This is a genomic window from Streptomyces thermocarboxydovorans, from assembly GCF_039524635.1.
GTDB classification, from domain to species: Bacteria; Actinomycetota; Actinomycetes; order Streptomycetales; family Streptomycetaceae; genus Streptomyces; species Streptomyces thermocarboxydovorans.
The window spans coordinates 123,797-143,862 of record NZ_BAAAGU010000003.1; the positions used below are offsets into that span (position 1 = coordinate 123,797).

At 72.4% G+C, this 20,066-nt stretch carries 13 protein-coding genes and 1 pseudogene; 8 read left to right on the forward strand and 6 right to left on the reverse strand.

Going from position 1 to position 20,066, the window contains the following annotated elements; all coding sequences use genetic code 11:
• Positions 1 to 35: 35 nt before the first annotated feature.
• From ABD198_RS02340 to ABD198_RS02350, 3 genes and pseudogenes are all read right to left on the reverse strand, one after another.
• Positions 36 to 1,655 (reverse strand): multicopper oxidase domain-containing protein, encoded by a 1,620-nt coding sequence (locus tag ABD198_RS02340; RefSeq protein ID WP_425580399.1) that lies wholly within the window; start codon positions 1,653 to 1,655, stop codon positions 36 to 38.
• A 288-nt stretch (positions 1,656 to 1,943) separates the two neighbouring features.
• A pseudogene (locus ABD198_RS02345) lies at positions 1,944 to 2,105 on the reverse strand (MmyB family transcriptional regulator); the annotation flags it as partial.
• A 15-nt stretch (positions 2,106 to 2,120) separates the two neighbouring features.
• Complete coding sequence (locus tag ABD198_RS02350) at positions 2,121 to 2,801, reverse strand: MOSC domain-containing protein (protein WP_343997581.1); 681 nt, start codon at positions 2,799 to 2,801, stop codon at positions 2,121 to 2,123.
• An 82-nt stretch (positions 2,802 to 2,883) separates the two neighbouring features.
• Between ABD198_RS02350 and ABD198_RS02355 the strand changes: the two genes are divergently transcribed.
• Positions 2,884 to 3,780 (forward strand): LysR family transcriptional regulator, encoded by an 897-nt coding sequence (locus ABD198_RS02355; protein ID WP_343997582.1) that lies wholly within the window; start codon positions 2,884 to 2,886, stop codon positions 3,778 to 3,780.
• A gap of 323 nt (positions 3,781 to 4,103) precedes the next feature.
• On the opposite strand, the gene ABD198_RS02360 is transcribed toward ABD198_RS02355, so the two are convergent.
• A complete protein-coding gene (locus tag ABD198_RS02360; RefSeq protein WP_343997583.1) occupies positions 4,104 to 4,439 on the reverse strand; it encodes a WhiB family transcriptional regulator in 336 nt (111 codons plus the stop codon).
• Between the two features lie 380 nt (positions 4,440 to 4,819).
• Between ABD198_RS02360 and ABD198_RS02365 the strand changes: the two genes are divergently transcribed.
• The 4 genes from ABD198_RS02365 to ABD198_RS02380 all read left to right on the forward strand — a co-directional run bounded on the left by ABD198_RS02365 (position 4,820) and on the right by ABD198_RS02380 (position 9,884).
• Positions 4,820 to 5,431 carry a response regulator transcription factor gene (locus ABD198_RS02365; protein WP_003948568.1) on the forward strand — a complete coding sequence of 204 codons (612 nt, stop codon included), beginning with the start codon at positions 4,820 to 4,822 and terminating at the stop codon, positions 5,429 to 5,431.
• A gap of 825 nt (positions 5,432 to 6,256) precedes the next feature.
• A complete protein-coding gene (locus tag ABD198_RS02370) occupies positions 6,257 to 6,844 on the forward strand; it encodes a sigma-70 family RNA polymerase sigma factor (protein ID WP_167993801.1) in 588 nt (195 codons plus the stop codon).
• A gap of 171 nt (positions 6,845 to 7,015) precedes the next feature.
• A complete protein-coding gene (gene guaB, locus ABD198_RS02375) occupies positions 7,016 to 8,518 on the forward strand; it encodes an IMP dehydrogenase (RefSeq protein WP_343997584.1) in 1,503 nt (500 codons plus the stop codon).
• A 241-nt stretch (positions 8,519 to 8,759) separates the two neighbouring features.
• A complete protein-coding gene (locus ABD198_RS02380) occupies positions 8,760 to 9,884 on the forward strand; it encodes a GuaB3 family IMP dehydrogenase-related protein (protein ID WP_343997585.1) in 1,125 nt (374 codons plus the stop codon).
• A 548-nt stretch (positions 9,885 to 10,432) separates the two neighbouring features.
• Here the strand turns inward: ABD198_RS02380 and ABD198_RS02385 are convergent.
• A complete protein-coding gene (locus ABD198_RS02385) occupies positions 10,433 to 11,641 on the reverse strand; it encodes a nucleotide sugar dehydrogenase (protein WP_343997586.1) in 1,209 nt (402 codons plus the stop codon).
• A 273-nt stretch (positions 11,642 to 11,914) separates the two neighbouring features.
• On the opposite strand from ABD198_RS02385, the gene ABD198_RS02390 reads away from it, so the two are divergent.
• Complete coding sequence (locus tag ABD198_RS02390; protein ID WP_343997587.1) at positions 11,915 to 13,621, forward strand: glycerol-3-phosphate dehydrogenase/oxidase; 1,707 nt, start codon at positions 11,915 to 11,917, stop codon at positions 13,619 to 13,621.
• Positions 13,622 to 13,745: 124 nt separating this feature from the next.
• Here the strand turns inward: ABD198_RS02390 and ABD198_RS02395 are convergent, their stop codons facing one another.
• Positions 13,746 to 14,789, reverse strand: a complete 1,044-nt coding sequence (locus tag ABD198_RS02395) for a serine hydrolase domain-containing protein (protein WP_343997588.1) — start codon at positions 14,787 to 14,789, stop codon at positions 13,746 to 13,748.
• A 172-nt stretch (positions 14,790 to 14,961) separates the two neighbouring features.
• Here ABD198_RS02395 and ABD198_RS02400 point away from each other — a divergent pair, with 172 nt between their 5' ends.
• On the forward strand, positions 14,962 to 17,037 hold the full coding sequence (locus ABD198_RS02400; protein WP_343997605.1) for a serine/threonine-protein kinase: 2,076 nt from the start codon (positions 14,962 to 14,964) through the stop codon (positions 17,035 to 17,037).
• Positions 17,038 to 17,201: 164 nt separating this feature from the next.
• A complete protein-coding gene (locus tag ABD198_RS02405) occupies positions 17,202 to 19,970 on the forward strand; it encodes a protein kinase (protein ID WP_343997589.1) in 2,769 nt (922 codons plus the stop codon).
• The last annotated feature ends 96 nt before the right edge of the window (positions 19,971 to 20,066 follow it).

Below are 20,066 nucleotides of genomic sequence, written 5' to 3' on the forward strand. Positions count from 1 at the left end.
TGCCGGTGCCGGGGGTGTGCGGGAGCCCGGCCGGTTCATCCCGCTTCGTGCCCGTGCGCCTGTCCCGCCGGCGCCGGCTCCTTGTCATGGTCCCCATGGGCCGGGTGGGTGCTGTGGCTCTGGTGGCCTCCGTGGCTCCCGTGATCGTCTTGGTTCGCGTGGCTGCTGTGACTTCCGGGACTGCCGGGGTCGCCGTGTCCCCCATGACCCTCATGGCCCGGCGGCGGGCCTCCGGCCGGCCGGCCCTTCTCGACCACCACGAACTGGCCCATCATCCCTTCGTCCTCGTGGTACAGCAGATGGCAGTGGTACATGTACGGGACGTCCGGATCGGCCGGCCCCGTGAAACGCAGCGCCAGCTTCATCGTGACGCCGTGCGGCACGAACACCGTGTCCTTGCGGCCGCGCAGCTCCGGCGGCGGCGTCTTGCCGTTCACCTCCATCACGCGGAACTGCACGTCGTGCACATGGAAGTTGTGGGGCATGCCGTTGGTGTTGCGTATCGTCCAGACCTCCGTCGTGCCGCGGGTGACGGTCTCGTCGATGCGCCCCATGTCCATCGCCCGGCCGTTGATCCCGGACCGCTTGAGGTCGAAGTGCCGTGCCTCGACGGCCTGTTCACCGTCGGGCAGTTCGGGGGCGGAGACCAAGGTGCCGGGAAGCTCCGGGGATGGGCGCAGCCGCTCGGCCGCGCGCAGCTCCAGGACGTCGAAGGTGTCGTCACCGCCGTTGAAGCGGCGCTGCCATTCGTCCCCGTAGTTGCGCTGCGGGAAGCTGCGCAGCATCACCCGCTCACCGGGCTTCATCCGTACGACGATCTCGGCGCGTTCACCCGGCGACAGCTGTATGCGGTTCATGCGCGCGGGTCGCTGCAGCAGACCGCCGTCCGTGCCGATCAGCGCGAAGTCGCGGCTGTCGGCGAAGCCGAAGGCGTAGGTGCGGGCGGTGGACGCGTTGAGCAGCCGCAGCCGTATCAGCTCGTCCTGGACCTTCCGGTACGGGCGCAGGGTGCCGTTGACCATGGTCCGGTCGCCGAGGAAGCCGACGTTCTGCATCAGGCCCCGGTCCCCGGCCAGCCGGGATCCGTCGAAGCGGACGTCCTGCACGACGACCGGCAGATCGTCCACACCGTAGCGCTTCGGCAGCGGCAGCCGCCCGGAGGCGTCGTCGTCCAGGAGGAACAGGCCCGCCAGACCGCGTCGTACGTGGTCCTCGGTACGGCCGTGCGGATGCGGGTGGTACCAGAGCGTCGCCGCCGGCTGGTCGACCGTCCAGTGCGGGGTCCAGGTGGCTCCGGGGGCGACCATCTGGTGCGGGCCGCCGTCCATGCGTGCCGGCAGATGCATGCCGTGCCAGTGCACGGTGGACGGCTCGTCGAGGGTGTTGCTGACCCGCACCCGGACCTTCTCGCCGCGCTTGGCCCGCAGCGTGGGGCCGAGGTAGGAGCCGTTGAAGCCCCAGGTCGGTGTCCTCACCCCGTCCCGGAACTCCGTCTCGCCGGCCTGCATCCGCAGATCGAAGACGCGGGTGCCGTCCTTCTCCACGGTCGGCTCGGCCAGCGGCGGTATCGCCAGCGCGTTGTCGAACGGCGCCTTGCCCACCGTGCTCACCTTGGCGTCGGTCCACAGCCAGTACAGCAGCGCGCCGATGGCCATGGCGGCCACGGTCACCAGCGCGACCAGCAGGAGGACAAGACGCTTCCAGCGGAAGGGGCGAGAGGCGGCAGCGGGCGGGTTTCCCCAGGCCGGCACGGCGTCGTGGGACATACGGCGAGTCATGCTTCGAGCGTCGTGGATCATGACCCGCCGGACATCGGGGAACGTCCCCGATCAGCCCCTGAACCGGCCCGGGTGGGGAGCCGGGGTTTCCCCCTAGGAGCCCTCCGGGGCCTCCGAGTTGGCGGTACCCCGTTCAACTCACGCTGCGTATCGGCCCGCCCCGCGTCAGGCGACGAACGTCTGGATGCCGAGGGTGGTGATCAGCGCCAGGCGCTCTGCGTCCTCGGTGCCGGGTTCCGCCGTGTAGACCATGATGTGCAGGTCGCTGCCCTCCAGCGTGAGGATGTCGCAGTCGAGCGTGACCGCACCCGCCCGCGGGTGGTCGATCGCGCCTGCGTGGCGTCAACTGGCCGCCGAGACACCGTAGTTCTCCGTCCACTGCCGTGCCTCCGCCAGCGCCTCCGGATGCAGGGCCTCGCCCGCCGCGAGCAGGCGCGGCAGCAGCGTCCGCTCCGTCGTCACCGCCCGGAACTGCAGCGCGACCGTCACATCGTGATCGGGCCGGTACACGATCCGCACCGGGTCGCCCGCCCGTATCTCACCGGGCCGGATCACCCGCAGATACGCGCCCGGCGCACCCCGCCGGGTGAAGCGCTTCACCCAGCCCTGCTCGCCCATGTGGCCCTGGAAGGTGCGGCAGGGGATACGGCCGCTGGTGACCTCCAGCACGACCTCCTCGCCGATGCCCCAGCGCTCACCGATCAGGGCGCCGGAGACGTCGATCCCCTCGGTGGTGAGGTTCTCGCCGAACGCGCCGTTCGCCAGCGGGCGGCCCAGCTCCCGCTCCCATGCGTCGAGGTCCTCGCGGGCCACGGCATAGACGGCCTGGTCGTCGCCGCCGTGGTACCGCGTCTCGCACACCGCGTCCCCGGCCAGACCGCTGCCGCCGACTCCCTTCGGCCCCGGCGCCGCCACCCGCACCGGCCCGTCCACCGGCCGCTTGTCGATGCCGGTCAGCCCCTCCGGCTGGTCGGTGTACGGCACGGCCTTCGGGCGCCCGAGATTCACAGACAGAAGCTTCATGGCCCGCACGGTAGGCCTCACGATGCCAAAGCGTCGACGCATTATTCGGCGCCGTATGAAAGGAGCGCTTATCCTTCAGGGTGTGATCGAAGCCCGTCATCTCCGTGTGCTGCGCGCCGTGGCCGCCACCGGTTCGTTCTCCGCCGCGGCCCGTGAGCTGGGCTGCACCCAGCCCGCCGTCAGCCAGCAGATGAAGGCGCTCGAGGCGTCCGTCGGCACCCCGCTGCTCGTCCGCACCGGCCGCGAGATGCGGCTGACCCAGGCCGGTGAGGCACTGGTCCGGCACGCCGCGGGCATCCTCGCCGGGCTCACCGCCGCCGAGGAGGAGGTGGCGGCCATCGCCGGGCTCCGGGCGGGCCGGGTCCGGCTGGTCTCCTTCCCCAGCGGCAGCTCCAGGCTCGTACCGACGGCGCTCGCCGCACTGCGCGACGCGCATCCCGGCACGCGGGTCTCCCTGGAGGAGGCCGAACCGCCGCGTTCCGTGGAGATGCTGCGTGAGGGCGACTGCGACGTGGCGCTCGCCTTCCGCTACGAGGGGTCGGCGGGGGCGGAGGAGTGGGACGACCTCGTGGTGCGCCCGCTGCTCACCGACCGGCTCGTCGGCCTGCTGCCGGAACGGCACCGGCTGGCGCGGGCGGCGTCCCTCGCCATAGGGGAGCTCGCCGAGGAGCCGTGGATCGCGGGCTGCCCGCGCTGCCGGGGGCAGCTGGTCGAGGTGTGCGAGGCGGCCGGCTTCACACCGCGCATCGACTTCGCGACCGACGACTATCCGGCGGTCGCCGGGCTGGTCGGCGCCGGCCTCGGTGTCGCCGTACTGCCGCAGCTCGCGGTGGAGTCGGTACGGCCCAGAGGTGTCCGCACGGTCTCCCTGGAGCCGGCCGTGCGGCGGGAGATCGTCGCGCTGACCCTCCCGGACCTCGCCCAGGTGCCGGCGGTCAAGGCCACGCTGGATCAGCTGGCTCGGGCGGCCGCCCGGTAGGCCCCGGTAGTCCGGCGCCGCCGGGCAGCCCCGGGTGGTTCGGCGGGGCCCGGTAGCCCTGGGTGGTTCGGCGGGGCCCGGTAGCCCTGGGTGGTTCGGCGGGGCCCGGTAGCCCCGGGTGGTTCGGCGGGGCCCGTTCCGGCGGCCGTGTCGTGGAGTGCGGCGGCCCGACCGGCGCACGGTCATCCGTCGGCCACGGTCACGGTCACCGTCATGGGTCGGCTCGCCGTGGCAGATCGGCTCGCAGGGCGCTGCGCCTGGTGGTCACCTCCACCGAAAAAACAAGAACACGTGTGGCGTGCCCGAGCTGCAGAAACGTTCCTTCAGGATTTCGAGGCGGCGTGCCCGCCGGCAGTCGACGCCGAGGCCGACACCAGCCGGTTCCGCGCCCGGCCCATCAACTCTTCGCGCTCGTCCTCGGTCAGGCCGCCCCAGACGCCGTACGGTTCGCGCACCGCCAGCGCGTGTGCGGCGCACTCGGCGCGCACCGGGCACCTCATGCAGACCTCTTTGGCCGAGTTCTCACGAGCGCTGCGTGCCGCACCCCGTTCGCCCTCCGGGTGGAAGAAGAGCGAGCTGTCCACCCCGCGGCACGCAGCCAGGAGCTGCCAGTCCCACAGGTCCGCGTTCGGTCCGGGAAGGCGGGAGAAATCTGCCATTGCGTGACCCCTTGTAGCCGTTCTGGGCGGATCCGGTGTCCACGACCGTACAACTACGATCCAAGGAGATGAAAATATGACTCATTGCGAATCTAGCTCCAGACACCTGCAAACGGGAAGAAAAGGGTCTGAATGGGGCATGGGTTGTGATGAAAGCTTGAGGGTCTCCCGCGCGTATCTCCATCGTGTCCGCCCCCTCACGTAGAGTGTCGAAGATGGCAGACGGCCCCGTAACCCTTTCGAGTGACCGTCGTTGAGAGTGCGAGGCGGTTGAAAGAACAAGCGCTCGGGCGGGCGTCCGAGACGGTCGACCGCACAGGTGACGATTTCGTACCAGCCTGGAGGCTCAAGGTGACGCGCATCAGCTGCGGAGGGCGGCCATGACTTCCGTCCTCGTCTGCGACGACTCCCCGCTTGCCCGAGAGGCGCTCCGCCGCGCGGTCGCGACCGTGCCCGGCGTCGAGCGCGTGACGACGGCGGCCAACGGCGAGGAAGTCCTCCGCCGCTGGGGCGCCGACCGCTCGGACCTGATTCTGATGGACGTACGCATGCCCGGCCTGGGCGGCGTCGAGACCGTCCGGCGACTGCTGTCCGCCGACCCCGGCGCGCGCATCATCATGCTCACCGTCGCCGAGGATCTCGACGGTGTCGCTCTCGCCGTGGCCGCCGGTGCCCGTGGCTATCTGCACAAGGACGCCTCCCGCGCCGAGCTGCGGGCCACGGTCACGCAGGCCCTCGCCGACCCGACCTGGCGGCTCGCCCCGCGCCGGCTGCGCTCCGCCGAGATGGGCGCCGCGCCGACGCTCACCGCGCGCGAGATCCAGGTCCTCGAGGGGATGAGTCACGGCCGCTCCAACGCGGAGATCGGCCGCGAGCTGTTCCTCTCCGAGGACACGGTCAAGACGCACGCCCGGCGGCTGTTCAAGAAGCTGGGCGCGTCCGACCGGGCGCACGCCGTGGCGCTCGGATTCCGGTGGGGCCTGGTGCGCTAGGACCTGTCCTCCGGATCGGACCGGCTGCGGCGCGGCCCGTGGAGCGGCTGCGAAAGAGACGGCTCCTGGCGAGCGGGGGCATGTGGATGCCCCCGCCCGGGTTCTTCGCATGCGTGGTGCCGGGGGCGGCCGCCGGTGCGGACGGGTGCGGTCGCCCTCTCCCGTGGGTCGTGCGGCTGCGGGCCGGGCGCGGGTTATACGTGCCGTACACGAGGTATGTGCCGTACGCGGGTCTCTATGTGCCGTACGCGGGTCTCGTCCCGTACGGGGCTTGCGCGCCGCGCAATTCGTACTCGCGGCGCGCACCGCTCACGTCGGGCCCGCCGCACGCGCCGTGCGGATCGTCCCGGCTGTCCGAGCCGAACCCGCTGTCCACGTTGCGTGAGACGTCGGACTCGTACGCGCCGTGCGACTCGTACGCATCGTGCACCTCGTGCGCGGCTCGCGAACGGCGGCGGCGCTCCCACCCCCGAAGGGCACCCGGTGGGGCACCCGGAAGGGCGCACGGGGCGCCGGCGCGGACCCGCTGCAGCGCCCCCAGGCCCCGGCCGATCCGGACGACAGGTCCCCAGGCGGACCGTTCACACCGTGCTGAAGGCGCCGCACATCGCGCCCACCAGGGCATCGGCGGCGATCGCCGGATGCCCGCTGCTCGTTTCGCCGCGGATGACGCATCCTTGAGGTGTGGAGTTCCTCGGGGACGAGTCGGACGAGCGGAAGGGGAGGGCGCAGGGGATGAGTTCCGGCGCACCTGCTCATAACGCTTCGGTGCACAACGAGGGACGTGGTGTCACGGACTCTGAGTCCGCAAGGCACCATGGACCGATGCGCGAGGACGAGGCGGGCACTGCCCAGGGGGCGATCGGTGCACTCGTCCATCGCGCCGTCGAGGGCGATGAGCAGGCCACGCACGATCTGCTCGCCCACGTTCACCCGCTTGCCCTGCGCTACTGCCGCACCCGGCTGTCCCGGCTGCCCGGGGACGCCCGTCACTTCGTCGAGGACCTCGCCCAGGAAGTCTGTGTCGCGGTGCTGCTCGCGCTGCCCCGCTACCGGGACACCGGGCGCCCCTTCGAGGCGTTCGTCTTCGCCATCGCCGCCCACAAGGTCGCCGACCTGCAGCGCGCCGCGATGCGCCACCCCGGCTCCACCGCCGTGCCCTCGGACGAGATGCCCGAACGTCCCGACGACTCCCTGGGCCCGGAGGAGCGCGCGCTGCTCAGCAGCGACGCCGAGTGGGCCAAGAAACTCCTCGCCAACCTGCCCGAGAACCAGCGCGAGCTGCTGCTGCTGCGCATCGCGGTCGGCCTCACGGCGGAGGAGACTGGACAGATGTTGGGAATGTCACCCGGCGCGGTCCGGGTGGCGCAGCACAGGGCGCTGAGCCGGCTGCGCGCGCTGGCGGAGCAGTAATCACCGCCGCTGGGCCACGGCTTGGCGAGTGAACCGGCGGGCGGGCGTTTCCGTAACGGTTCCCGTAGGAACGTACGAAGGCCGGAGCCGTGCGAAACCGTGGAATGAGACACCTCCGCTTCCCGTTAGCATGGACATCCGCACCGATCAAGGCCATTTGGGGAAGGTGTCATGACTGCCAACGTCGACGGCGTGCCCGAAAAGTTCGCGACTCTCGGGCTGACCTACGACGACGTGCTGCTGCTGCCGGGCGCATCCGAGGTGCTCCCCAACGCGGTCGACACCTCGTCCCGAATCTCCCGCAATGTCCGGGTCAACATCCCGCTTCTGTCCGCCGCCATGGACAAGGTCACCGAGGCGCGTATGGCGATCGCGATGGCCCGTCTGGGCGGCGTCGGCGTACTGCACCGCAATCTGTCCATCGAGGACCAGGTCAACCAGGTCGACCTGGTGAAGCGGTCCGAGTCCGGCATGGTCACCGACCCCATCACGGTGCACCCCGAGGCCACGCTCGCCGAGGCCGACGCGCTGTGCGCCAAGTTCCGCATCAGCGGTGTCCCGGTCACCGACCCGGCGGGCAAGCTGCTGGGCATCGTGACCAACCGCGACATGGCCTTCGAGACCGACCGCAGCCGCCAGGTGCGCGAGGTAATGACCCCGATGCCGCTGGTCACCGGCAAGGTCGGCATCTCCGGTGTGGACGCCATGGAGCTGCTGCGCCGCCACAAGATCGAGAAGCTTCCGCTCGTCGACGACGAGGGCATCCTCAAGGGCCTGATCACGGTCAAGGACTTCGTCAAGGCGGAGAAGTACCCGAACGCCGCCAAGGACGCCGAGGGCCGGCTGCTCGTCGGCGCCGCCGTGGGCGCCAGCCCCGAGGCGCTGGAGCGCGCCCAGGCGCTCACCGAGGCCGGTGTGGACTTCCTGGTGGTCGACACCTCCCACGGCCACAACAGCAACGCGCTCAGCTGGATGTCGAAGATCAAGTCGGCCGTGGCGGTCGATGTGATCGGCGGCAACGTCGCCACCCGGGAGGGCGCGCAGGCGCTGATCGACGCCGGTGTCGACGGCATCAAGGTGGGCGTGGGCCCCGGCTCCATCTGCACCACGCGTGTGGTGGCCGGCATCGGCGTCCCGCAGGTCACCGCGATCTACGAGGCCTCCCTCGCCGCCGGCCCGGCGGGCATCCCGCTGATCGGCGACGGCGGTCTGCAGTACTCCGGCGACATCGGCAAGGCGCTCGCCGCCGGCGCCGACACGGTGATGCTGGGCAGCCTGCTCGCGGGCTGCGAGGAGTCCCCCGGCGAGCTGCTGTTCATCAACGGCAAGCAGTACAAGTCGTACCGCGGCATGGGCTCGCTCGGCGCCATGCAGTCGCGCGGCCAGGGCAAGTCGTACTCCAAGGACCGCTACTTCCAGGCGGAGGTCTCCTCCGACGACAAGCTGGTGCCCGAGGGCGTCGAGGGCCAGGTGCCCTACCGCGGCCCGCTGGCCAATGTGCTGCACCAGCTGGTCGGCGGTCTCCGCCAGACCATGGGCTACGTGGGCGCCGCCACCATCGGCGAGATGCAGACCAAGGGCCGCTTCGTCCGGATCACCTCGGCGGGGCTCAAGGAGAGCCACCCGCACGACATCCAGATGACGGTCGAGGCGCCGAACTACAGCAGCAACTGAGCCCCGCCCGCGCGGCCGGCCGTGCGGCCGCCGTACGCGGGTGAGGTGCGGCTGGGAGAAGTCGTGCGGCGCCGGACGGCGAGATGCCGTGAGGCGCCGGTCGGCGACATCGTGAAGCGCGGTCCGGCCAGGCCGTGCGGCGCGGAGCAGGGGCGGGCCCCCGGGAGCACCGGGGCCGCCCCTGTCGCATGCGTCGGCGATACTGGAAGACGCTGCAACGCATCAGGGAAAGGCCACAGACGTGACTGAGATCGAGATCGGGCGCGGCAAGCGCGGCCGCAGGGCGTACGCCTTCGACGACATCGCCGTCGTCCCCAGCCGCCGTACGCGGGACCCGAAGGAGGTCTCGATCGCCTGGCAGATCGACGCCTACCGCTTCGAGCTGCCCTTCCTGGCCGCCCCCATGGACTCCGTGGTCTCGCCGGACACGGCCATCCGCATCGGCGAGCTCGGCGGCCTCGGCGTGCTGAACCTCGAGGGCCTGTGGACCCGCTACGAGGACCCGCAGCCGCTGCTCGACGAGATCGCCGAGCTGCCGGCCGACTCCGCCACCCGCCGCCTCCAGGAGATCTACGCCGCGCCGATCAAGGAGGAGCTGATCGGGCAGCGCATCAAGGAGGTGCGCGACTCGGGTGTGGTCACCGCCGCCGCGCTCTCCCCGCAGCGCACCGCCCAGTTCTCCAAGGCCGTCGTGGACGCGGGCGTGGACATCTTTGTCATCCGCGGCACCACGGTCTCCGCGGAGCACGTCTCCGGCTCGCACGAGCCGCTGAACCTGAAGCAGTTCATCTACGAGCTCGACGTGCCGGTGATCGTCGGCGGCTGCGCCACCTACACGGCGGCCCTGCACCTGATGCGCACCGGTGCCGCCGGTGTCCTGGTCGGCTTCGGCGGCGGTGCCGCGCACACCACGCGCAATGTGCTGGGCATCCAGGTCCCGATGGCCACCGCGGTCGCCGATGTGGCCGCGGCCCGGCGCGACTACATGGACGAGTCCGGCGGCCGCTATGTGCATGTGATCGCGGACGGCGGTGTCGGCTGGTCCGGCGACCTGCCCAAGGCGATCGCCTGCGGCGCCGACGCGGTGATGATGGGCTCCCCGCTCGCCCGCGCGACCGACTCTCCGGGCAGGGGCCACCACTGGGGCATGGAGGCGGTGAACGAGGAGCTGCCGCGCGGCAAGAAGGTCGACCTCGGCACGGTCGGCACGCTGCAGGAGATCCTCACCGGCCCGTCCCACACCCCCGACGGCTCCATGAACCTCTTCGGCGCCCTGCGCCGCGCCATGGCCACCACCGGCTACAGCGAGCTGAAGGAGTTCCAGCGCGTCGAGGTCACCGTCGCCGACTCCCAGCACCGGCGCTGACCGGCGGGCACACGCAAGCCTCCGAGGGCCGGTCACCCGAGTGGGTGACCGGCCCTCTGTCTGTCTCGGCTGCGGTTGTCGGGGGCGCCAGTAGCACCAGGGGAGCGCGGTTGTCTTCGGGACGGATTCGCGCTGGTCCGCCTGCGTGAAGCGGCTGACGTGGGCAGCGGCGCCCAGGCTCGTCTGGGAGCCCCCTTCCAAGGACCAGGTCCGGCCCCGTCCCCTCGGGGCCCGGCCCCGATTCCGACGGACCGTCCACCGGGCTACTGGGCGGTGACGTGGAAGGGGGCTCCCATGGGACGCCACCGCAAGCCCACTCGCTGGGATCGGACCCGTCTTCGGATGGTGAAGTACCGGAGGAGGTTGATCTTGCGGATCTTCGGATGGTGAGCGGCCGCCCCCACGACAGCCAGGGGCGGACACTCCGTGCACCATCGGGAGCCTGCCGCAGCCAGCCCCTGCGTGGGCTCCACCCACGCCTACGGTACCCATGCGCCGTCCCGCACACCACAAACCGCAGTCGCACGGCCCTGCCCCGCGCCCCGCGCTCACAACCGATGCGCCGCCCCCGTGGGTGTGGCCCCCCGTGTGTCGAGCAGGAGCTGGGCCTTCACGGACAGGCCCTGGAGGTCGTAGGTGCGGTGCTGCTGGAGGAGGATGGTGAGGTCGGCGTCGGCGGCGGCCTCGTAGAGGGAGTCGGCGCGGGGGAGGGGGCGGTCAAGGACGTTCCAGGACGGGACGTGCGGGTCGTGGTAGCTGACCGAGGCGCCGAGGTCCATCAGGCGGATCGCGATCTCCCGCGCGGGTGTGCCCTGCTGGTCGGCGAGGTCGGGCTTGTAGGTGACGCCGAGGAGCAGGACGCGTGCGCCGCGCGCGGACTTGCCGTGCTCGTTGAGCAGCGCGGCGGCCCGCTGCACGACGTAGCGCGGCATGCGGCTGTTGACCTCCTGGGCCAGCTCCGCCATCCGCAGGGGGCGGCCGGCGTGCGCGGTGAGGTCCTGGGGAACCGCGTGGCCGCCGACGCCGGGGCCGGGGCGGAACGCCTGGAACCCGAACGGCTTGGTCTCCGCGCAGCGGATGACGTCCCACAGGTCGACGCCCAGCTCATGGCAGAGCACGGCCATCTCGTTGACCAGCGCGATGTTGACGTGCCGGAAGTTCGTCTCCAGGACCTGCACCGTCTCCGCCTCCCGCAGTCCGCGCGCCCGGACCACCTTGTCGGTGATCCGCCCGTAGAAGGCCGCTGCGGACTCGGTGCAGGCGGAGGTGAGCCCGCCGATGACCTTCGGCGTGTTGGCGGGCGTGACGTCGCGGTTGCCGGGGTCGAGGCGGTGGGGGGAGTAGGCGAGGTGGAAGTCGCGCCCCGCGCGCAGCCCGGACTCCGACTCGAGCAGCTCCCGCAGGAAGCCCTCGGTGGTGCCGGGCGGCACGGGGGACTCCAGGATCACGGTGGTGTGCGGGCGCAGCCGCGCGGCGAGGGTGCGGGCGGCGGTCTCCACCTGGCTCAGGTCGAGCGCGCCGTCCGCGCCGCGCGGGGCCGGCGCGCAGATGACCGCGGTGCGCACCCGGCCCAGCTCCGCCGGGGCGGCGGTGACGCGGAATCCCTGCGCGAGCATCCGGCGCACCTCGGCCGGGCTGAGGGAGCCCGCCTCGGGGCCGGTCCGGTAACCGACGGTCGGAATCCCGGCGGCGACGGCGGCCTGGGCCAGGGGCAGGCCGTACGGGCCGAGTCCGATGACGGCGAGATCTGCGGGCATGGCGTGGGCCGTCCTTCCCAGTAGCCGAAGTGGGACAGGTGCGCAAGCCGTGTGGACAGAACGAGCGAGCGCAATGTCAGACTAGGAGTAAATATGACCGATTTGCGGGATTGGTCGGCCGAAATTCGGTGAGTCGTCCCGAGTGGTTGTCCACAGGCTGGGGGCCCCTGGTGGCTGAAGTCGGGCAAGCCGGTCACAATTTGGGCATGAGACAGGGGGACCGGGCTTCGCCCGACGGGTGCGGCCGACGCGACCGATGAGCGGGAGGCAGCGGTGAGGACAGCGATACTGGGGCCGGCGCAGCGCGCCGAGTCACTGGCATCCATGGCCGAGCGCGAGCTGGACGTGCTGGTGGTGGGCGGCGGTGTGGTCGGCGCGGGCACCGCGCTGGACGCCGTGACGCGCGGCCTGTCCACGGGACTGGTCGAGGCGCGTGACTGGGCGTCAGGCACCTCCAGCCGGTCCAGCAAGCTGATCCACGGCGGCCTGCGCTATCTGGAGATGCTCGACTTCGGGCTGGTGCGGGAGGCGCTGAAGGAGCGCGGCCTGCTGCTGGAGCGGCTCGCGCCGCACCTGGTCAAGCCGGTGCCCTTCCTCTACCCGCTCCGGCACAAGGGCTGGGAGCGGCTCTACGCCGGATCGGGCGTCGCCCTCTACGACGTGATGTCCATGGCCCGCGGACACGGCCGGGGACTGCCCCTGCACCGGCACCTCAGCCGCCGTCACGCCCTCAGAGTGGCGCCCTGCCTGAAGAAGGACGCGCTGGTCGGCGCCCTGCAGTACTACGACGCCCAGATGGACGACGCCCGCTATGTGGCGACCCTGGTGCGCACCGCCGCCGCCTACGGTGCCAAGGTCGCCAACCGGGCCCGCGTCACCGGCTTCCTGCGCGAGGGCGAGCGGGTCGTCGGCGCCCGGGTGCAGGACGTGGAGGGCGGCGGCGAGTACGAGGTCCGCGCCAAGCAGATCGTCAACGCCACCGGCGTGTGGACCGACGACACCCAGGCGATGGTCGGCGAGCGCGGCCAGTTCCACGTCCGGGCCTCCAAGGGCATCCACCTCGTCGTCCCCAAGGACCGCATCCACTCCAGGACCGGGCTCATCCTGCGCACCGAGAAGTCCGTGCTGTTCGTCATCCCCTGGGACCGGCACTGGATCATCGGGACCACCGACACCGACTGGGACCTCGACAAGGCCCACCCGGCCGCCTCCAGCGCCGACATCGACTATCTCCTCGAACACGTCAACTCGGTGCTCGCCGTGCCGCTCACCAGGGACGACGTCGAGGGCGTGTACGCCGGTCTGCGGCCACTGCTGGCCGGCGAGTCCGACGCCACCAGCAAGCTGTCGCGCGAGCACAGCGTGGCCCACCCGGTGCCCGGTCTGGTCGTGGTCGCCGGCGGCAAGTACACGACCTACCGCGTGATGGCCAAGGACGCGGTGGACGCCGCCGTGCACGGCCTGGACATGCGCGTCGCCGACTGTGTCACCGAGGACACCCCGCTGCTCGGCGCCGAGGGATACCGGGCGCTGTGGAACGCACGGGCCCGCATCGCCGCCCGCACCGGACTGCACACGGTGCGCGTGGAGCACCTGCTCAACCGCTACGGCTCACTCACCGAGGAGATCCTGGACCTCATCGCCTCGGACCACTCCCTGGGCGAGCCCCTGCAGTCGGCCGACGACTATCTGCGCGCCGAGATCACCTACGCCGCCTCCCACGAGGGAGCACGGCACCTGGACGACGTGCTGACCCGGCGCACCCGCATCTCCATCGAGACGTTCGACCGGGGCACCCGCTGCGCCCGGGAGGCCGCCGAGCTGATGGCACCGGTGCTGGGCTGGGACAAGGACCGGATCGAGCGCGAGGTGCAGCACTACGAGAAGCGGGTGGAGGCGGAGCGCGAGTCGCAGCGCCAGCCGGACGACCTGACGGCGGACGCGGCACGGCTGGGGGCGCCGGACATCGTGCCGCTGTGACGGTTCCGTGGTGGTGCCGGGCGGCGGTGCCGGGCGGTTGTTCTCGTCGGCCGGCGGAGCCGCCCCTCCACGTTCACTCGAACGAGTGTCGCGAACCGGGACCTTCGTTCGGAACCCGCTCGTTCTACGGGGTGCGAGGGCAGAACTCGGCCGCGAGCACCGCGGGTTCGAGGCCGGGATCGTCCATCGTGTCCGTGTTCAGCCGGAAGGTGAGGACCCGCCGGCCGTCCGCGGTGGCTGCGGTGCGCACGTAGCTGCCCAGGATGCGTCCGTTGTGTCCCCACACGGTCGTGCCGCACGGAAGTTTCTCGGGATACAGGCCCAGGCCGTACGAGCCGCGTGCGGCACGGGTGTCGAGCATCTCACGCAGCATCCGCGGGGAGAGCAGCTCACCGCCCAGCAGCGCCCCGTAGAAGCGGTTCAGGTCGGCGAGTGTGGTCACCAGCTCGCCCGCCGCGCCGGCCACCCGCGGGTCGAGCTCGGTGACGTCGGCTCCGCCGGAGCTGTAGGCGCGGCCGTGCGGTGAGGGAAGGGAGCTTTCGGAGCCGGGGAAGGAGGTGCCCGTCAGACCCAGCGGAGCGAGGATGCGCCGCTCGGCCTCGGCGGCGTAGGAACGGCCGGTGACCCGTTCTATGACCAGGCCGAGCAGGACGTAGTTGGTGTTCGAGTAGGAGAAGCGGCCCTTGGCGGCCGGAGGGTGGGTGAGAGCGATGCGCAGAGCCTGAAGGGGCGTCACGGGGACCGTGCCCCGGGTCTGGACGGTGAAGTCGTACAGGCCGCTGGTGTGCGCGAGCAGGGAACGCAGGGTCAGCGCGCGGCCGTCGTTCCCGGCTCCCCGCACCAGCCCCGGCAGATGCTCCTCCACGGTGTCCGACAGCGACAGACGGCCTTCCTCGGCCAGTTGCAGCACCACCGTCGCGATGAACGTCTTGGTGATGCTGCCCGCGCGGAAGTGGTCGGTGCGCGTGATGCCCTGGCCGGCCTGGGCGTAGCGCGAGCCGTCCTCCGTCTGGGCGAGCAGGGCCGCTCCCGGCGCACCGCCCCGTGCGACCGGCTGCGGGACCAGCTCGTCCGCGGGCGAGACGGAGGGGGCCGAGGAGGCCCCCGGGGCGAGGGCGAGCAGGGCCAGGGACACAGGAACGGCCAGTAGTGTCCGCAGCGGCTGCATCCCGGTCCCTCCGTCGTCGGGGGCCCCATCATGCAGGGTGGCGGAACGCCTTGCTCACCCGGGTCACCGGGGCGGGCGGACCGGGACGGCGCGTGGGGCACCCTGAGCGCCGGCCGCTTGTCGCGTGAGAGACAATGAAGGCTCTGTCAGGGCGGGTTGCATGAGGGGACGCATGTCGGAGGCGGAGCGGGCGGGAACATCCCGTACGGACGAGAGCGCACGTCTCCTCGCCGGGCGGTACCGGCTGGGAGAAGTGCTCGGCCGCGGCGGCATGGGGACGGTGTGGCGGGCCGAGGACGAGACCCTGGGGCGGACGGTCGCCGTCAAGGAGCTCCGGTTCCCGTCCAACATCGACGAGGACGAGAAACGGCGGCTGATCACGCGAACGCTGCGTGAGGCCAAGGCGATCGCGCGGATCCGCAACAACAGCGCGGTGACCGTCTTCGACGTGGTCCAGGAGGACGACCGGCCCTGGATCGTGATGGAGCTGGTCGAGGGCAAGTCGCTCGCCGAGGTCATCCGGGAGGACGGCCTGCTCGAGCCCAGACGGGCGGCGGAGGTCGGGCTCGCCGTGCTCGACGTGCTGCGGTCCGCGCACCGGCAGGGCATCCTGCACCGCGACGTGAAGCCGTCGAACGTGCTCATCGCCGACGACGGCCGGGTCGTGCTCACCGACTTCGGCATCGCCCAGGTCGAGGGCGACCCGTCCATCACCTCGACCGGCATGCTGGTCGGCGCGCCCTCCTACATCTCCCCGGAGCGCGCCCGCGGCCACAAGCCGGGCCCGGCGGCCGACCTGTGGTCGCTCGGCGGACTGCTCTACGCGGCGGTGGAGGGAGTCCCGCCCTACGACAAGGGCTCCGCGATCGCCACGCTCACGGCGGTGATGACCGAGCCGCTCGAGGAGCCGAAGAACGCGGGACCGCTCAGGGACGTCATCCACGGGCTGCTCACCAAGGACCCGGAGAAGCGGCTCGACGACGCCGGGGCGCGGGCCATGCTGAACGCGGTCATCCACACGCCCGAGAAGGAGGAGGCCGAGCCCGCGGACGCCACCAAGGTGGTGCCGCTGCCGGAGCAGCCCGGTGAGCGGGCGGCGCGGCCCGGCGGCAAGCGGGGCGAGGAGGCCGGGGAGCGGCTGCGGGGCGCGTTGCGCTCCGTGCGCAAGGCGGCCGCCGTGGCCACGGGTGCCGCCGTCGGCGCCAAGTCGGCGGGTGCTGCTGGGGCTTCCGGCACGGACGGCTCCGCCGCGGCCGCCGACTCGGCAAAGGCGGGCACGGGGAGCGGGGCGCCCTCGGCGGGCACCGCGTCCACCGGCACGGGCGCGGCCGGGGCGGCCGGCAAGGACTCCGGCACGAGTGGCGGCTCCGGGGCCGGGACGGCGGACGAGCCGTCGGCGGCGCAGCCCGCGGCCAAGGGCGCGAGTTCGGGCTGGCCGACGATGACCCCGCCGGACCTCCCGGCCCGTCCCGCGCCCCGGGCGTCGATCACCGATGTGGTGCCGCGGCAGACGTTGGTCGCCATCGCCGTGATCGTGCTGCTGGCCGTGATCGGAGTGGTGATCGGCATCGCTCTCGCCGACGGTGATGAGGACGACGGCAAGGCCGCCGGGAAGGGTGCCGCGGCGACCGCGGACGCGTCGGCCGGCCCCCGGACCAAGGGCGACGACAAGGACGGCACCGGTACCGACGGCTCCGCGACCGAGCCGGCCGGGACGGGTGCGCCCGCGGGCGGTGGCGCCGGTGACGGAGCGTCGGACGGCTCCTCGGACGGTTCGTCGGACGGCTCCTCGGACGACGAGGGCGATGACGACACCTCGGCGGAGGAGACGTACAAGGGCGACCAGGGCTACTCGATCGGGCTGCCCGAGGGGTGGAAGTACCAGTCGACCGGGGCGGCGGGGGATCGCTTCACCGGCCCCGACGGGCAGAAGCTGCTGATCGCCTGGACGTCCACGCCGAAGTCCGACCCGGTGGCGGACTGGCGGAACCAGGAACGCTTCATGGTGCGGTCGCAGTACAAGAAGATCCGCATAGAGAAGGTGGGCTACCGCGGCTGGAACGCCGCCGACTGGGAGTTCACGTATGTGGAGAACGGGACGAAGTGGCGGACCATCGACCGGGGCTTCGTGGTCAACGACCGGCAGGGGTACGCCCTGATGTACACGGCGAAGGCCAAGACGTGGGGTGAGGAGGAGCGCAGGGAGACCTGGCGGACCCTGACGCGCTCCTTCGAGCCCAAGTCCTGAGCCCCTCCGGGGCATGGGCGCACCCCCGTTTGGAAAGTGAGATGTGGCATCCCCTCTTTGCGGGTTGCCTCGGGCACGTATCGTGAGTGCTTGCGGACCGTACGCAGCCGGAACGGGTCGCGAGGCGAACGGATTTGACCGACCGCACTGCCGGGGGAGGCAACGTGGACGACTATGCGGGACGGGTTCTCGCCGACCGCTACCGCCTGCCGCTGCCGCCGTCCGACGAGTACGAACTCACCGAGACCCGCGCCTTCGACACCTACAGCGGGCAGGAAGTCCTGGTCAGGCAGGTGCCGTTGCCGGAGGTCGTCGAGGCCGAGGTGCTCGACGCCGAGGGGCTGCCGGAGGGCTTCACCGCACGGGACGGCGGCGCGCGGCGCGACCCGGGCCGCCCGCCCGCCCGGTCGAGCACCCGCCGGCCCACGGACCCGGTCGTGCGGCGGGCCGTGGAGGCCGCGCAGGCGGCGGCCGCCATCCCGGACCATCCCCGGCTCGACCAGGTCTTCGACGTCTTCGCCGAGGGCGGCTCGCTGTGGGTGGTCAGTGAGCTGGTGGCCGCGCGCCCGCTGGCCGCACTGCTCGCCGAGAAGCCGCTGACGCCGTACCGGGCGGCGGAGGTCGCCTCCGACGTGCTGATGGCACTGCGGGCGCTGCACGCGCACGGCTGGGTGCACCGCAACATCACCGCGCGCACGGTGCTGGTCTGCGACGACGGCCGGGTGATGCTCACCGGTCTCGCGGTCGGCGCGGCCGAGGAGGCGCTGTGCGGCTACGACCCGGTGCCGCCGCCCCCGGGCTCCGAGGGATCGCACGGCTCCGAAGGGCCGCAGGGCTCCGGAGTCCGGGCTTCCGCCCCGGATACGCCCCCCGGAGCGCCGGGCGCGCAACGCAACGGAGCCTGGCCGCCCGGATCCTCCGGCGGACCGTCCGGAACCGCCGCACCGGCTCCCCGGAGCGACCCCGAGGCCCTGCGCCGGGCCGCCATCGAGGCGCGGGCCGGGCACCTGCGCGCGAGCGGGGACGGCACATCAGGCGGCGGCGTTCCCGCCGTGACGGCTCCCCGGGCGCTCGGCAGCGCCGGGGACATCAGGGCGGCCCGGGCCGGGGCGATCGCCGCGTACCGGGCGGGGGCGCGCGCCGCCGCCCGGGTGCAGGAGGCACAGCAGAGCGGCCGGGCCTCCACCGCCCTGCCGGGTGCCCGCACGGCGCCGGAGGGCGGCCGGACCGCGTCGCCCGGCCAACTCCCCGCGGCCCCCGGCAGCACCGGGCCCCACACCAACGGGTCCACCCAGTCCCCGTACTCCACGCAGGTGCCGTATCCCGCGGGCCCGGGACAGCAGGGGAGCGGCCCCGGCGCTCCCGGCGTGTCCGGCGTTACGGGCGGCGGCAGCGGAGCGGGCCCGGCGTCCACGGGCACCCAGCCGCCGGGCCAGATCGCCGACCCCTACGGCGTGGCCGGCGCCGGCCGGCCCGGCGCCGCATCCCGCACCGGCACGGGCATCGGCAGCACCGCGCCCGCGCTCGGCGCCGGCGCTCAGGCACGCACCGCGCTTCCGTCCGCCGGTTCCGACGAGGCCGCCCCGGCTCCTGGTGCCGACCGCAGCCCCGCCCCGCTGGCGCCCGCGCGCTGGGACGAGCTGGCGGCGCAGAACCCGGTACCGCGCGGGCCCACCAGCGCGTTGGCCGCCGAGCGGGCGCGGCAGGCACGGATGGCCGTCGTCGGCCCGGTGACCGAGCGGTGGGCGCCGGAGCAGGCCGGGCCGGTGCACGAGAACTGGCAGCTGGCCCCGCCGATCGGCCCCGCCACCGACCTGTGGGCGCTCGGTGCGCTGCTGTTCCGGGCCGTGCAGGGACACGCCCCGTACCCGGAGGAGTCCACGGCCGAGCTGGTGCAGATGGTGTGCGCCGAGCCGCCCGCCTTCGCCGAGGAGTGCGGGCCGCTCCGGCCGATCGTGGAGTCGCTGCTGCGGCAGGACCCCACCGAGCGGCCGGACGTCGAGGAACTGCGTGGCTGGCTGCGTTCGCTGGTGCGCTCGGCGCCCGAGCCGGATGCCGGGCTGAATGTGATCACCGCGCCGCCCCTGGAGACCAGCCGGCTGCCGGTGGTGCGCCGCCGGGGCGAGCTGGTGCGCAAGCGGCGGGCCGGGCTCCCCGCCCACCACGGCCGGCACAAGCGGGCCAAGCAGCGCACCCGTTCCCCGCACCGGCTCGGCCGTACCCTGCTCCTGCTGGTGCTGCTCCTGCTGGCCGGTGCCGTCGCCTACGCCACGCTGTTCATGCCGAAGGCGGGCGAGGACACCTCGGGCGCCCAGCCCGCCGGAGGAGTCAGCCAGGCGCCGCCGTCGCGGGCGGCGGGAGGCGCGCCCGGCAGCGATGACGAGGCCGGGCGGAAGCAGGAGACGCCGAAGAGCCGTACCGCGAGCAGCCCGGAGGAGTCGGCCGGCTCCACCGAGACCCAGACCACCGTCCCCGAGGTCGCCGAGGGCTTCACGCTGCGCAAGGACCCCGAGGGGTTCCAGATCGCCGTTGCCGAGAAGTGGCAGCGCACCGGGAAGAACGGCAGCGGCCAGATCGTCTACTCCCGCGGCGACTTCGAGCTGATCGTGGTGCCGGGCCGGGACAGCGCGGAGCGCTACGGGAGCGATCCCATGGCCTATCAGCGGGACGACGAGCGTGAACTCCAGCCGTACCGCGACTCCAGCTGGGCCACCTCCACCGGGCTGAAGACCATCGAGGTGGGCGGACGCACCATGGCCGAGGGGCAGTTCACCTGGACCGCCGGCGACGGCGACGACCTGTACGTCCGCAACCTCGCCGCGCTGATCGACGGCCGCTACCACGTGATCCAGGTCCGCGGACCGGAGGGCGAGCGGGACGAGGTGACCCGGCTGTACGAACAGGCGGCGGCCACCTACCGGTTCACCGGCTGAGGCGGGGTCCGGCGGCTCAGCCGTGGGAGGCCGCCCCCGCTGGCAGGCTGCTCAGCCGTGGGAGGCGGCCCCCGCCGGGCAGGCGGATCAGCTATC